The organism is Bradyrhizobium sp. CSS354 (assembly GCF_029051725.1).
GTDB lineage: Bacteria > Pseudomonadota > Alphaproteobacteria > Rhizobiales > Xanthobacteraceae > Bradyrhizobium.
Genome location: NZ_JAACFU010000006.1, coordinates 569,157 through 583,515 on the forward strand (window position 1 = coordinate 569,157; position 14,359 = coordinate 583,515).

The following is a 14,359-nucleotide window of genomic DNA, read 5'->3' on the forward strand; positions in this document are numbered from 1 at the left end:
GCGTTGCGTCGCGTCCGTATTTTCTCCTGACGGGCTGATTTATGACACATCGCCAAGAGGCTGTTCGCGACGTGGCCATTGGCCGCGACATTGCGGCACGCTGGTGCGCTCTCGCCGAGCAGCGGCTGGTGCATCTCTCCGAGATGTTCGAGACCGGGCGCTGGCGCCGCTATCACTCCGAGATCGCATTTCTCGAAAACATCCAGGAGGCCAAGCTCGCGGTCCAGACCTGGCGCGCGCTTGCCACCGGCGCTGACGTCGCCACGGCGGCCGCGAGCGTGTCGCCCGCATTCGGCTGGTCGCCGGCGACAATGCCCCGCATGTTTCCGCGCGAGCAGCAGGCGCAGACCGTGCAACCGAAGGCCGTGCACATCGCCCCCGAGACCGCCGTGTCGGTCAGGCTCGATTCCAAGCCGGGCGTTCTCGCCGAAATCTCCGAAACTCCGACCGCGCCGGTCGCCGCGCCGGCCCCGATGGCACCGCTCGAAGTGCCAGCTGCCATGGCGCCTCCCACCGCACCCGTGGCAATGACAGGACCCAAGGTGCCGCCCGCGATGGCGGCGCCCAGGGCGCTGGCCGCGATGGCGGCGCTTCTGCCGCAGTTCTCCCCGCCGGCAGCCGAAATTGTCGCCGCCCCCGAGCGCCTGGTTGAGTTCACCTTCAGCCTCGACGGCCTCGAAGCGAAGTACCCGCTGCTGCGGAATGCGTTCTAGCGTTCGGAGCCAGAGGCGAGGAGCGGCACCTACCGCCGCACCGCATTCCCGCCGACGACCAATTGCGCAAACCGCTGGGCGCCGTCCGCCGACAGGTCGGACGTTACCGCGCGCGCATGATCGAGGCCGACCACGGCGCCGCGCGGGGTTTCCGAGATCATGTTGTTGTTGACGAGCGCGGTGCCGGCGCCGGGCACGACGGACACCCCGACGCCGGCCAGTGCCTTGCGGATCACGTTGCCCGTGATCGCGACGTCGCGGAGATATTTGCCCCAGCCGGCAACGATGCCGTAGGACGGCGCGTTCTCGATCACGTTGCCGGTGACCGATGAATCCGCCTCGATGTAGATGCCGATGCCGGCATCGTCATCCGGCGCGGTGCCGATCGGCCGCTTCGGAATCAAATTCCGGATGATGTTGCCCTGGACAACGGCGATGCGGCCGCCTTCGTTGAAATTGCAGACGGAGACGCCGACGGCGGCGCCGTCCACAATGTTGTTGGCGATCACCGCGGCTTCGAACGCGAACTCCGAATAGAGCGCGACCTCGCGCACGTCGCTGACGCTGTTGCCGGTGATGTGGATGTTCGAGGCCGAGTTGCCGCGCACGGCGGAGTAATCGCAGTTCTTGATGCGATTGCCGCGCACGATGACGTTGCCGGCGCGGAACGCGTTGATGGCGTTGCCGTACTGGCCGGAGCCGCCGGGGCCGGCCTTGATGTCCTCGATGCGGTTGTCAGTGACCAGCGTGCCGTCGTCGCCGATGGCCGTGCGCAGGATCTCGATGCCGTTGTCGTTGGTGCCGGTGATGGTGTTGTGGGAGACGCTGAGACCTCTGGCGTCGAACGACACCACCGCCGTCACCGCGATGTTGGTAAAGATGTTGCCCGAGATGTCGCCGGAGACCTGCTCTAGCCAGACGCCGCTGCCGCCGGATCCCGTGATCTCGCAATCGGTGATGCGGACGTCGCGCCCGCCGAGTACGTGGATCAGCCCGCGCCGCGTCGGCAGCGGAATGCCGCCGCCATCAAAGGTGATGCCGGAGAGGCCGATTGCATAGGAGCCGTCGCTTTGGATCGCCGACGCCCCGCCGGTGAAGACGAATTTTGTCGCGCCGCGCACGCCGATCAGTTGCGCGCCATTTGGCAGCCGCAACAGTCCCGTGCGGTAGATGCCGGGTGGCAGCGCCAGCGGCATCTGCGCTCGCGCGGCCTCGTCGATCGCACGCTGGAGCGGGCGGGTCTGATCCTCGCTGCTGCCGGGTCGTACGCCATATTGCGTGGCATCGCGGCCGAGCAGCGACGTCAGCGGCGCCGCACGCGCGGCCTCGGCCGGTATCGCGAGCGCGCCGGCGATGCCTGCGGTCGAAGCTCCGATGATATGGCGGCGATTGAGGTCCATGACGCGTCCTCCGGCGAACGCGGGGTCCGCAGCGGTTAAGTAGCGCAGGACGATTGGGTGCGTGAGGATTGTTCGCGGTAGGGTTAAACGTTTACGCAGTCGTGTTCCGCCGCTTCCGTGCCAACTGCACCATCTCCATCAGCATCGCTTCCCCGGCATCCACCAGTTCCTCCAGCGTGATCCGCGGCGCGCCCTTGCGGCGCACGGCGCCGCTGCGCGCAAGCAGGGGAATATGGATGAACGCGGCGAGCTTTGGTCCGCCGCCCCTGACGTTTTCGATCGCGCGCCAGCTTAGGTAGTTACAGAGATAGGCGCCGGCGTCGCGCGAGGGGCGCGCGTCGATGCCGGTGAGGCGGGCGGCGCGCAGCAGCCTTGCGGTGTGCGGGCCGAAAATCATCGCGTCCGCATGGCCGGCGATGCCGCGCTTGCTCGAGCGGGTGTTGGCGGCATCGGGCCACAGCATGGTGACGGCGTTGCGCGCGCGGCTCTCGATGCGCAGATAGGGCGTGCGTGCGGCGAGGCCGAACATCAGCAGCGCATCGGGCTTTTCTCTCGCGATCACCTCCGGCAATTGCCGGTCCACCGCAGCATAGGTGACCGGGAAGATGTGGCTGGAGATCGCGGCATCGTCGAGTGCGGGACGGCGTAATTGCGCCAGGCGGGCGACCAGCGGCTGGGTCGGATTGTAGGGCGCGCCGGGGAACGGGCCGAAGCCGGTGAGCAGAATGCGGAGCTTGTCGCTCATTGCAGCAACTCCAGGATCTTTTCGGCGGCGAGCGCCGGTGTGAGATGGCCATCGGCCACCTCGGTCTCGATCTTCCGGACCTTGGTGCGCACCGACGCCTCGCTGCGCAACCGCGCCAGCATGCGTTGCTCCAGCATCGACCACATCCATTTCACCTGCTGCTGGCGGCGCCGTGCGGCGAAGTCGCCGGATGCATTCATCGCCTTGCGGTGATCGAGGACCTTCTGCCAGATCTTCGCGATGCCGTCGCCGGTCAGCGCCGAATAGGTCTCGACCGGAGGATGCCAGTGCTCGGAGCGTGGCGTCAGGATATGCAGCGCGCCGCGATAATCGGCGGCGGTGATGTTGGCGCGCTTGAGATTGTCGCCGTCGGCCTTGTTGATCGCGATCATGTCGGCGAGCTCGACCAGACCCTTCTTGATGCCCTGCAATTCGTCGCCGCCACCCGGCAGCATCAGGGCCAGGAAGAAATCGGTCATGTCGCAGACCGCGGTCTCGGACTGGCCGATGCCGACGGTCTCGACCAGCACGACGTCGAAGCCGGCCGCCTCGCAGAGCAGCATCGCCTCGCGCGTTTTCGCGGCGACGCCGCCGAGCGTGCCGGAGGACGGCGAGGGGCGGATGAAGGCGTCGTCGGAGGCCGAGAGCCGCGCCATCCGCGTCTTGTCGCCGAGGATCGAGCCGCCGCTCCGCGCCGAGGACGGATCCACCGCGAGCACCGCGACCTTGCGGCCCTGCTCGATGAGATGGATGCCGAGCGCGTCGATGGTGGTGGATTTGCCGACGCCGGGCGAGCCCGTAATGCCGACGCGGACCGCCCTGCCGGTGTCAGGCAAGAGCATCTGCACCAGCTCGCGCGCCAGCGCCTGATGGTCGCTGCGCCGGCTCTCGACCAGTGTGATGGCGCGCGCGAGCGCCGCGCGGCTGCCGGCGCGGAGATCACGGGCGAGGGATTTGATGTCCAGGGAAGGCTTTTTCTCAACCATGCCCTTGCTTTACAACGCCCGCGCGGAGCAGGCGAGGGCCGCCCGCCCGATATCACCGGCCTGTCGCCGCCACCCCCGTCCGCACCGGTTTCAACTTCCGCCACCCCCAGACCATCACCGGCCACAGCAGCGCCCCGATCGCCATGGCGGCGAGGATCGCGGCCACGGGGCGCTCGAAAAACGGCAGGATGCTGCCGTCGGACTTGATCAGCGAAGTGACAAAAGCCTGCTCGACCATGGTGCCCATGACGATGCCGAGCACCATCGCGGCAACGGGATAGCCGTTTGCTTCCATGACATAGCCGATCACGCCGAAGGCGGCGACGGTGACGACGCCGAACATGTTGTTGCCGATCGCGAACGAGCCGACTGCGCAGCACAGCATGATGATCGGCATGATGGCGGAGCGCGGTGCCAGCAGGATATAGGCGGCAACCCGGATCATGGCGATGCCGAGCGGGATCATCAAAATGTTCGCGATGATGAACATCAGATAGATCGCGTACATGCTCGACGCTTTTTCAGTGAACAGCGTCGGTCCGGGGTTGAGCCCCTTCATGTAGAGCACGCCGATCGCGATCGCTGCGATGGTGTCGCCGGGGATGCCGAACAGCAATGATGGCACCCAGCCCGAGGCGATGCTGGCATTGTTGCTGGCGCCGGCCTCGACCAGGCCCTCGACATGGCCGGTGCCGAATTTCTCCGGTTCCTTGGAGAAGCGCTTCGACATCGCATAGGACACCCAGGCGGCCATGTCGGCGCCGGCGCCGGGCAGCACGCCGATGATGATGCCGACGATGTTTCCGCGCGTCATCTGCCAATGGTATTTCTTGGTCAGCTTCCACTGGCCGGCCATGATGCTTCCGAATTTGCGCCGCGGCAGCGGCGGCGGCTCGGGCGTCAGCATCGCGCGCATCACCTGGGCCACCGCGAACACGCCGACCAGCGCGGGGATCGGCTCGATGCCGCCGAACAGATCGGTGAGGCCGAAGGTGAAGCGCGGCACGCCGCCGGGATTTTCGATGCCGATGCAGGAGACCAGCAGGCCGAGGAACATGCCGGCGATCGCCTTCACCGGCGAGGAGCGCGCCACCAGCGTCGCGCACATCAGGCCGAGCAGCGCTAGCCAGAAATACTCGAAGGTCGAGAACGACAGCGCGATCTCGGCCAGCGGCGGCGCCAGGATCATCAGCGACAGCACGCCGGCAATGCCGCCGACGGCCGAGAACCACACGCCGGCCCCGAGCGCAAGCTCGGCCTGCCCCTTGCGTGTCATGGCGTAAGCCTCGTCCGCATAGGCGGCGGAGGCGGGCGTTCCCGGGATGCGCAGCAGCGCACCGGGAATGTCGCCGGAGAAGATCGCCATCGAGGAAGCAGCCACGATGGTCGCAATCGCCGCGATCGGCGAGAGGTAGAAGGTGACGGGGACGAGCAGGGCGGTTGCCATCGTCGCCGACAGGCCCGGCAGCGAGCCGATCACGAGCCCGTACACGGAGGCTGCGAACATCGCGATGATGACTTCCCAGGTGGAGATCAGTGCGAACGCTTCGATCAGGGTTTTCATCATGGGATCACCAGGGCGTCGGCAACAGGCCGGCCGGAAGCGGCACGCGCAGCAGCTTGCCGAAGATCAGGTGGATGGCGAAGGGCGCCAGCGCTGCGAGCGGCAGCGCCAGCTTCCACTTCGCCCCCAACGCCGTCGAGGTGACGTAGACCATGATCGCCGCGGTGATGATAAAGCCGAGCCGGTCGGCCGCCACTACGTAGAACAGCAGCAGCGCCGGCGGCAGCAGCGCACGCAGGCCGTAGACCTTTCCTTGCGGCGGCGGGGCAGCCGCGGCCTGGCCATCCTCGAGCGGGATCAGCTCTTCCGCCTCCTCGAAGGTGTGACCGATACCGAACACGATTGCGAGCCCGCACAGCGCAAGCCCGATGCCGATCACGAGCGGAAATATGTTGGGGCCGACCGGCTGTCCGGGCACCGGCGGCAGCAGCCAGCCGCCATAGGCGGCTGCTGTGCCGAGCACGACGAGAAACGATCCCGTGACGGAGTCGGGAAGGCGCATGGGAGAATCCTATGAGATTTCTTCTCCCTCGCCCCATTCTTACGGGGGGAGGGCTGGGTGAGGGGCTGCGTCCACGAACGCGGTGAAAGCTGGACTCGCGGAGACTCCCCCTCACCCGAATTTGCGCTGCGCTCAATTCGACCTCTCCCCGCAAGCGGGGAGAGGTGACAAAATCACGCCTTGCTCAAACCCGCCGCCTTCATCGCTTCGCCCATTTGGGCGTCGCCCTTGTCCATGAAGCTTGCGAACTGGCCGGCATCGCCCCACACGGTGCCGAATCCGCGATTGCCCATGAAGTCCTTGAACTCGGCAGAGTCGTAGACCTTCTGCAGCGCAGCGGTGAGCTTCGTTGCGATCTCCGGCGGCAGGTTCTTCGGCCCGGCGATGCCGCGCCAGGCTCCGGTCGCATAATCGATGCCCATCGCCTCCTTCAGCGTCGGCACGTCCTTGAAGATCGGATTGCGGGCTGGCGCCATGATGGCAAGGCTCCTGGCCTTGCCGGCCTCGATGATGGCGCGGGCTTCCGGCACCGAGCAGGTGGTGAGGTCGAGGCCGCCGGCGGCGAGATCCTGCATCGCGGGTGCGGCGCCGTTCGACGGCACCCAGGCGACCTGGTTGGCGGGCAGGCCCATCGCCTGCATCCAGCCGACCAGCGCGAGGTGCCAGATGCCGCCTTGGCCAGTGCCGGAAGCCTTGAACTTGCCGGGAGGGGCCGCCTTGATGGCTTCGGCGAGTTCCTTCACCGTCTTGTAAGGCGAGGAGGAGGAGACCTGGATGCCCGGGGGGTCTTCGTTCATCAGCGCCAGCGGGGTGTAGCTCTTGGGCGCCAGTTCGGTCAGCCCCTGCCAGTGCATCATCGAGATTTCGACCGTGAGCATGCCGATGGTGTAGCCATCGGGCTGCGCGGTCGCGATCGCGGTATGGCCGACGACGCCGGAGCCGCCGGTGCGATTGACCACATTGAAGGGCTGGCCGAGATCCTTCTCCAGAAGCGCTGCGACAATGCGCGCAGTCGCGTCAGTGCCGCCGCCCGCGCCCCAGGGCACGATGACCGTGACGGGTCGCGCCGGGTAGGCTTGCGCACGTGCGGGTGCGAGGCCGAATGCGGCGGATGCCGCGACTGCGACAGATGAAGCCGCAAAGGTGCGGCGCGTAATCTTGGACATGAATTCCTCCCAGCGGCGCCCATGATTTCGGGCGCTCTTGTCAATGGCGACATTCTAGTCGGCTTTGCAGCGCGGCCGCAAGGTAGCGCTACCAGCGCTCTGTGAGCTAGTCGCTGCTCAAAACACGATCACTGCGTCTCGTCCGCGTCGCTCTTCGGCCGCGCGCCGCCGAAGATACGGGTGCCTTCCGCGCCGAGATAAGGCTTCAGCATTTGCCACGGCACGAATGCGACATATTCGCCCTCGGCGTAGGGGCCGACTGAGTAGGCCGGGTAGTGGAAGGTGAGGCCGGAGCTCTTGCCCGCGTCGGTTGACGGCGCGAGCGTCACCGCGCCGATCTTGAGCAGGCTCGGCTCCACGCTCTTGAACCATTCGTCGGTCGCGGTCTCGCCGGCGCCGCGCTTCTTCTTCTCGATTTTCAATGAGGCGATCACCGCCTTCATCATTGCCTTCATGGCCGGGCCGTTGTCGACGGTCTCGGTGAAGAACGGGCGGATGGAGATGCGCTTGTTCTCCGCCTTGTCCCACAGGACCGTGTTCACGTCCGAATTGGGATGTGCGCCGTGGGTGTCCATGTAGTCGTTGCGGAGAATGCTGACATAGCGGTCAGTGACGACGGACCGGATCGTATATTTGCGCTCAAAGTCCCAGCCGCCATCCCTGAAGAACTGCGGATCCTCTTTGCGCGAGGCGGCGGCTTCTGCCGCGTTCTTGTCGATCCACTTCTTGCCTTCCGCCAGGCAGTCGGCCGCCAGCGCTGCATCGAACTTGATCTTCTCGTCGAGGAAGACGCGGGCCTCGATGCTCTTGGTCTTGATGACCGCGTCGGGCTTGGGGTCGGCAGCATGGGCGGTCGCCAACAACGCGCTGCAGGCTGCGACCAAAGTTAGCGCGCGCATCAACGCTGGCGCGGAAAATATCACGCACTGTCCTTTCGAGGATCGATGGCGACCTACTCCGCCGCCTCGCTATGCCCGAGCCGGGCGTTCAGCTTGCGGATCAGCTCCTCGGCCGCGTCCGCGATCACCGTGCCCGGCGGGAAGATCGCTTCGGCGCCTGCCGCGTAGAGCGCGTCGTAATCCTGTGGCGGCACCACGCCGCCGACGATGATCATGATGTCATCGCGGCCCTGCTTCTTCAGCGCGGCCTTCAGCTCCGGCACGGCCGTGAGATGGGCGGCGGCGAGCGAGGAGACGCCGAGGATGTGGACGTCGTTCTCGACAGCCTGGCGCGCGGCTTCGTCGGCAGTCGCGAACAGCGGCCCGATATCGACGTCGAAGCCGATATCGGCGAAGGCCGACGCGATCACCTTCTGGCCGCGGTCGTGACCGTCTTGGCCGATCTTTGCGACCAGGATGCGCGGACGGCGGCCTTCCGCCTCCTCGAAGGCGTCGATCAGCGCCTGAACCTTCTCGACCCGGTTGCCCATGCTGGACGCCTCCCGCTTGTAGACGCCGGTGATGGACTTGATCTCGGCGCGGTGCCGGCCGAACACCTTCTCCATCGCGTCCGAGATCTCGCCGACGGTTGCCTTCGCGCGCGCAGCGTCGATCGCGAGCGCCAACAGATTGCCGTTGCCTTCGCCGGCCGAGCGCGTCAGCGCGGCGAGCGCGGCCTCGACGTCCTTCTGGTTGCGTTCGGACTTCAGCCGCGTCAGCTTGTCGATCTGGAGCCGGCGGACATTGGTATTGTCGACCTTGAGGATATCGATCGGAGCTTCGTCGGTCGGCTTGTATTTGTTGACGCCGATCACCGCCTGCTTGCCGGCATCGATGCGGGCCTGGGTCTTGGCCGAGGCTTCCTCGATGCGCAGCTTCGGTACGCCGGCCTCGATCGCCTTGGCCATGCCCCCGAGCTCCTCGACCTCCTGGATGTGGCTCCAGGCCTTGGCGGCGAGGTCGCGGGTGAGACGCTCGACATAATACGAGCCGCCCCAGGGGTCGATGATGCGGGTGGTGCCGCTCTCCTGCTGCAGAAAGAGCTGGGTGTTGCGGGCGATACGCGCGGAGAAATCGGTCGGCAGCGCCAGCGCCTCGTCGAGCGCGTTGGTGTGCAGCGACTGGGTGTGACCCTGCGTCGCCGCCATCGCTTCCACAGTCGTGCGCATCACGTTGTTGAAGACGTCCTGCGCGGTCAGCGACCAGCCGGATGTCTGGCAATGCGTGCGCAGTGACAGCGAGCGCGGATCCCTGGGGTTGAACGGCTTCAGCAGCTTCGCCCAGAGCAGCCGCGCGGCGCGCATCTTGGCGACTTCCATGAAGAAGTTCATCCCGGTCGCCCAGAAGAACGACAGGCGCGGCGCGAAACGGTCGACGTCGAGGCCCGCCGCAAGTCCGGCACGAAGATATTCGACGCCGTCGGCCAGCGTATAGGCGAGCTCGAGGTCCTGCGTCGCCCCGGCCTCCTGCATGTGATAGCCGGAGATCGAGATCGAATTGTATTTCGGCATTTTTTGCGAGGTATACGCAAAAATGTCCGAGATGATCCGCATCGAAGGCGCGGGCGGATAGATGTAGGTGTTGCGCACCATGAACTCTTTCAGAATGTCGTTCTGAATGGTCCCTGAGAGCTTCTCCGGCGGCACGCCCTGTTCCTCGGCGGCCGCAACGTAGAGCGCCAGGATCGGCAGCACCGCGCCGTTCATGGTCATGGACACGCTCATCTGGTCGAGCGGAATTCCCGCAAACAGCGTGCGCATGTCGTAGATGGAATCGATGGCAACGCCGGCCATGCCGACGTCGCCGCCGACACGCGGATGGTCGCTGTCATAGCCGCGATGGGTGGCGAGGTCGAAGGCGACCGAGAGGCCCTTCTGTCCCGCTGCGAGATTGCGGCGGTAGAACGCGTTGGAATCCTCCGCCGTGGAGAAGCCGGCATATTGCCGCACGGTCCAGGGCTGGTTGACATACATGGTCGGGTAGGGGCCGCGCAGATAAGGCGCGATGCCCGGATAGGTCTCGAGGAAGTCGAGCCCGGCCAGATCGGCCTCGCTATAAGCGGGCTTCACCAGAATGCCCTCGGGCGTCAGCCACGGCTCGGCGCTGCCGGTCGGGGCGCCGGTGGCGGCTCGCTCGAAGGCGACGTCGGCGAAGTTCGGAATGCGGCTCATGGTTTCAACCATATCATAGGCGCCTCAATCATGATCCGGATGCTGATGGCTGACGATGGTCGCCATCTTTTCCGGTCCGTAATTCTGCTGCGTGGTCTGGCTCGGCAGATTGGCGATCCCGACCACCCAGCCGAGACGGGACTCGGAGCCGAACTGTCGCGTCGGCACCACGTGGTCGGGGCGGTCGAACGCGCCGGTCATGATCTCGATGCGGTCGCCGTCGATGCGGCCAAAGCTCAGCGGCGTGCCGCAGGCGGCGCAAAAGCCGCGCTCGGCGATGGAGGAGGAGCGGAAGAACGACGGCTGCCCCTTGGTCCAGGCGAAGTCCGTCTTGTTGATGTCGGCAAACGAGGCGAACGGTGCGCCGCTGGCCTTCTGGCACATCCGGCAGTGGCAGATCGAAACCCTGTTCGGCGCCGTCGTGACTCCAAAGCGCACTGCCCCGCATTGGCAGCCGCCGGTGAAAACTGGTTTGCTGGCTTCGGTCATGCCTGCTCCATCTGTCGATAGGCGTCTTGCAATGTCGCAAGCGCGTCGCCCCCGGCGAAGACAAAACCGGTGACGCCGGCTGCACGCAGCGCCGCCTCGGCATCGGTCGGGCGGCCTGCCAGATAGATAAGTCGGGCCCCGGCGGTTTGCAGGGCCTGTGCCGCCGCTTCGGCGTGTTCCGCATAGACCTTGTCGCTGGAACAAAGACAGGCGAGCCCGGCGCCCGAGGCCTTGAAGGCTGCAACTAACTGGGCCGGATCGGCGAAGCCCTCGCTGTCGACGGCCTGGATGCCGCCGGTCTCGAACAGGCTTTTGGCGAAGGTCGCGCGCGCCGTGAAATCGGCGGGCGTGCCGAGATTGGCCAAGAACACTTTCGGCCGCGCGCCGTGTGCCTTCAAGGCCGCATCGGATTTGTCCCGCAGCGCCTCGAACGGTTCCGCCAGCCGGATCGGCGGCAGCGCGTCGAACTTGTATTTTTGCTCGCCATAAGGCGCCAGCGCGATCGGCGTCGCCTTCAGCACCGCAGTCTCGTTCTCGTGCAGGTTCGGAAACTCGCTGGCGCCGGTCAGCACGTCGCGGCGTTTTGCGATGTTGGCGTCACGGGTTTTTCGCGCGGCCGCCACCTTGCTCTGGAACAGGCCTTGCTGAAGCGCAGCGAAGGCGCCGCCGGCTTTCTCGCTCTCCTGGAATAGCGCCCAGGCTGCGTCGCAGAGCTGGCCCGTCAGCGTTTCGATGCCGCCTGCGCCCGCCGCGGGATCGCTGACCTTGGCGAGGTTGCTCTCTTCCAGCAGCACAAGCTGCGTATTGCGCGCCGCGCGCCGCGCGAACGGATCGGGCAGGCCGAGCGCCAGCGTATGCGGCAGCACGGTGATCGCGTTGGAGCCGGCAAGGCCGGCCGCAAAGGTCGCCATGGTCGCGCGCAGCATGTTCACATAGGGATCGCGCTGCGTCAGCATGCGCCAGGCGGTGTCGGCGGCGATGAACAGCGGTTTTGGCGTGAGCCCGCACGCCGTCTCGATACGCGCCCACAGCAGCCGCAAGGCGCGAAATTTTGCCATGGTGAGAAACTGATCTGCATCCGCGGCAAGCCGCGCATAGACCATACCTTGCGCCTGCTCCAGCGGAACGCCGGCGCCTTCGATCGCGCGCAAATAGGCGGTGCCGCAGGCGAGCACGAAGGCGAGCTCCTGCACCTCCGAGCCACCGGCATCGTGGATCACGCGTCCGTCGGCCGATGCGAACGGCCCCTTGAAGCCGAGCGCGGCGAGGCCCTTGATGCCGTCGGTGATGGCCGGGACGATCTCATCCCAAGTATACGGGCTATGGCCCCACACGGCGCCGGCCGCGAGCGGGTCGAGCCCGAAGCGGATGTCGCAGGCCGCGGGATCGATGCCGTTGCTCTTCACATATTCCGCGACGTGGATCGCCGCCATCCGCGATTGCGGACCGATCTCGAGCTCCAGCCCGATGCCGGCATCGAGATGGATATCCCTCAAGATCTTTGCGACTGCGTCTGCGGTCGGTTCCAGCCCGAAACCGTGAGCGGCATTGCCGCCGGCGAACACCAGCGCAAGCCCTGTCGCGCCATTTTCCAGATCGGTCAGTGCCTGCGCATTCGCCGCACTTGCATCGGGATGGTCGATCCGCTGCATGATCTGCCAGGGCGCTGCCGCCGGCCGCCCCACCATGGGCGCAACGCCTTTGGCGCGCGGATAGAGCGGATCGATCTTGATTCCGTCATAGGTCTTGGCGACCAGCTTCTCGAACGGCGCGCCCTTCAGCACGCCATCGACCAGCTTGCGCCAGTCTTCGACGGTGGCCTTGGGAAAATCCGCCGCCAGCGGCAGGTCGTCAGTCGCGGAGGTCATGCGGCGAGGGGCTCCCGAAAATCTTGTTGTTCGCAGTCGAAATTGCCACGGCCGGCCGTCCCTGCAAACGGTTGTTTTTGATTAACCGGTATCCGGAAGCCGCTCAATGCCTTGCGTCGAGACGCTGGCTAGCCCATCGCGCACACGAATGCCGGCGATCACGCGGTCGGGCGCGATTTCGGCCAGCGGCACTAGCACAAAGGCGCGCTCGAACAGGCGCGGATGCGGCAGGGTCAGATCGGGCTTCTGAAACGACACATCGTCATACGCGATCATGTCGAGATCGAGCGTACGCGGCCCCCAACGCCGCTCCTTGTCGCGCGTGCGGCCGAATTTCCGCTCGACCTTCTGCATCACGAACAGCAGCGCGTGCGGATCGAGATCGGTCTCGATCTCGACGCAGGCGTTGATGAAGGGAGCCTGGTCCTCGTCGCCCCAGGGCGGCGTCGCATAGTCCGACGAGCGCGCGATCAACGCAGCCTGCGCCGTGCCGCAGATATGGGCGATCGCCTTCTGGAACGTCGCGCGGACATCGCCGACATTGCCGCCGAGCGCAATCAGGACGCTCGCCATGTCAGGGGTGCCGCGAGCGCGTCAGCATGACGCCGACGTCGTCGAAGATCGCGGCGATCGGCGCATGCGGCTTGTGCACGGTGATCTTGACCGCACGGATCCGCGGGAAGTGCGACAGGATGGCGTCGGCCACCGCGCCGGCCGCGCGCTCCAGCAGCTTGTAATTGGTGTTCTTGAAGGCTGCCGTAGTAGTCGCCACGACGTCGGCGTAGGACACAGTATCGGAAAGCCGGTCAGAGCGCGAAGGCTCCGACAGGTCGGTATAGAGCTCGAGGTCGATGACGAAGCGCTGGCCGACCTCGGTCTCGTGCTCCATCACGCCGTGGCGGGCATGGATCGACAGGCCGCTCACGAAGATCGTATCGGTCATGGCTTGCTCTCGATTGCGTGCGCCACTCGCAGGGCCTGCAAGGTCTCGGCGACGTCATGGGTCCGGATGATTTTCGCGCCGCGTTGTGCGGCGAGCAGATGCGCGGCGATCGAGCCGGCGAGTCGCTCTGTCGGCTCCGACGGCGACACCGAAGCGATGAAGCGTTTTCGCGAGGCACCAACCAGGATCGGCAGGCCAAACATGTCGAGCTCGCGAAGCCGCGCCAGCGCAATCATGCTCTGTTCGGCCGTCTTGCCGAAGCCGATGCCGGGATCGAGCACGATCTTGTCGCGGGCGATGCCGGCTTGTGCCGCGATGTCGAGCGAGCGCTGGAAGAACGCCTTCATGTCCGCAATGATGTCGATGGCGGGATCGACGCTGTCGCGGTTGTGCATGACAATGACGGGGACGCCCTTGGCCGCCACCATCGGCGCCATGCCGGCATCGCGCTGCAGGCCCCAGACGTCGTTGGCGATCACAGCGCCCTGGGCGAGCGCGAAGGCCACCACCTCCGCCTTCATGCTGTCGATCGAGACGGGCACGCCGAGCGCCACGATGTCCGACAGCACCGGCCTCAGCCGTGCCAGCTCGTCTTCCGCCGTGACCGGCCGGGCACCCTTGTAGGGTCGGGTGGATTCGGCACCGATATCGATGATGTCGACCCCGGCCTCGATCATCGCCCGTGCCCGCGCGAGTGCCTGCTCGGGCGCGATGAATTCGCCGCCGTCGGAGAATGAATCCGGGGTGACGTTGAGCACGCCCATCACCACCGGGATCGGCCGCTCCAGTAGCGTCCGCAGCACGTCAGGCCCGACTGAACCGGCCGCCGGGACGGATGGGGAGGGCGAGGCATTCATGCGGCCCGCTTTAGCGG

At 66.1% G+C, this 14,359-nt stretch carries 14 protein-coding genes; 1 reads left to right on the forward strand and 13 read right to left on the reverse strand.

Features of this window, described 5'->3' with window-relative positions:
* Nucleotides 1–71: 71 nt before the first annotated feature.
* On the forward strand, nucleotides 72–713 hold the full coding sequence (locus tag GWG67_RS18250; RefSeq protein ID WP_275170701.1) for a TIGR03809 family protein: 642 nt from the start codon (nucleotides 72–74) through the stop codon (nucleotides 711–713).
* Between the two features lie 29 nt (nucleotides 714–742).
* Here the strand turns inward: GWG67_RS18250 and GWG67_RS18255 are convergent, their stop codons facing one another.
* From GWG67_RS18255 to folP, 13 genes are all read right to left on the reverse strand, one after another.
* On the reverse strand, nucleotides 743–2,113 hold the full coding sequence (locus GWG67_RS18255) for a TIGR03808 family TAT-translocated repetitive protein (RefSeq protein WP_275170648.1): 1,371 nt from the start codon (nucleotides 2,111–2,113) through the stop codon (nucleotides 743–745).
* A gap of 91 nt (nucleotides 2,114–2,204) precedes the next feature.
* A complete protein-coding gene (locus GWG67_RS18260) occupies nucleotides 2,205–2,858 on the reverse strand; it encodes a pyroglutamyl-peptidase I (protein WP_275170650.1) in 654 nt (217 codons plus the stop codon).
* Nucleotides 2,855–3,844, reverse strand: a complete 990-nt coding sequence (meaB, locus tag GWG67_RS18265; RefSeq protein WP_275170652.1) for a methylmalonyl Co-A mutase-associated GTPase MeaB — start codon at nucleotides 3,842–3,844, stop codon at nucleotides 2,855–2,857. The genes GWG67_RS18260 and meaB overlap by 4 nt, the downstream gene beginning before the upstream one ends.
* Before the next feature lie 52 nt (nucleotides 3,845–3,896).
* Nucleotides 3,897–5,411: a tripartite tricarboxylate transporter permease gene (locus GWG67_RS18270; protein WP_275170653.1), complete on the reverse strand. Its 1,515-nt coding sequence runs from the start codon at nucleotides 5,409–5,411 to the stop codon at nucleotides 3,897–3,899.
* A 4-nt stretch (nucleotides 5,412–5,415) separates the two neighbouring features.
* The gene (locus tag GWG67_RS18275; RefSeq protein ID WP_275170654.1) at nucleotides 5,416–5,910 is read right to left on the reverse strand and encodes a tripartite tricarboxylate transporter TctB family protein; all 495 of its coding nucleotides are present in this window, start codon (nucleotides 5,908–5,910) and stop codon (nucleotides 5,416–5,418) included.
* Nucleotides 5,911–6,083: 173 nt separating this feature from the next.
* Nucleotides 6,084–7,076, reverse strand: coding sequence for a tripartite tricarboxylate transporter substrate binding protein (locus GWG67_RS18280; protein WP_275170655.1), 993 nt, complete (start codon nucleotides 7,074–7,076; stop codon nucleotides 6,084–6,086).
* A gap of 128 nt (nucleotides 7,077–7,204) precedes the next feature.
* On the reverse strand, nucleotides 7,205–7,975 hold the full coding sequence (locus tag GWG67_RS18285) for an RsiV family protein (protein WP_275170703.1): 771 nt from the start codon (nucleotides 7,973–7,975) through the stop codon (nucleotides 7,205–7,207).
* A 53-nt stretch (nucleotides 7,976–8,028) separates the two neighbouring features.
* A complete protein-coding gene (scpA, locus tag GWG67_RS18290) occupies nucleotides 8,029–10,185 on the reverse strand; it encodes a methylmalonyl-CoA mutase (protein ID WP_275170704.1) in 2,157 nt (718 codons plus the stop codon).
* 24 nt (nucleotides 10,186–10,209) lie between these two features.
* Complete coding sequence (locus GWG67_RS18295) at nucleotides 10,210–10,674, reverse strand: GFA family protein (RefSeq protein WP_275170656.1); 465 nt, start codon at nucleotides 10,672–10,674, stop codon at nucleotides 10,210–10,212.
* A complete protein-coding gene (locus GWG67_RS18300; protein ID WP_275170658.1) occupies nucleotides 10,671–12,542 on the reverse strand; it encodes a methylmalonyl-CoA mutase subunit beta in 1,872 nt (623 codons plus the stop codon). The genes GWG67_RS18295 and GWG67_RS18300 overlap by 4 nt, the downstream gene beginning before the upstream one ends.
* 81 nt (nucleotides 12,543–12,623) lie before the next feature.
* The gene (folK, locus tag GWG67_RS18305; RefSeq protein ID WP_275170659.1) at nucleotides 12,624–13,115 is read right to left on the reverse strand and encodes a 2-amino-4-hydroxy-6-hydroxymethyldihydropteridine diphosphokinase; all 492 of its coding nucleotides are present in this window, start codon (nucleotides 13,113–13,115) and stop codon (nucleotides 12,624–12,626) included.
* 1 nt (nucleotide 13,116) lies between these two features.
* Nucleotides 13,117–13,485 carry a dihydroneopterin aldolase gene (gene folB / locus GWG67_RS18310; RefSeq protein ID WP_007608190.1) on the reverse strand — a complete coding sequence of 123 codons (369 nt, stop codon included), beginning with the start codon at nucleotides 13,483–13,485 and terminating at the stop codon, nucleotides 13,117–13,119.
* Complete coding sequence (gene folP / locus GWG67_RS18315) at nucleotides 13,482–14,342, reverse strand: dihydropteroate synthase (RefSeq protein WP_275170706.1); 861 nt, start codon at nucleotides 14,340–14,342, stop codon at nucleotides 13,482–13,484. Before folP ends, folB begins: the two co-directional genes overlap by 4 nt.
* Between the last annotated feature and the right edge of the window lie 17 nt (nucleotides 14,343–14,359).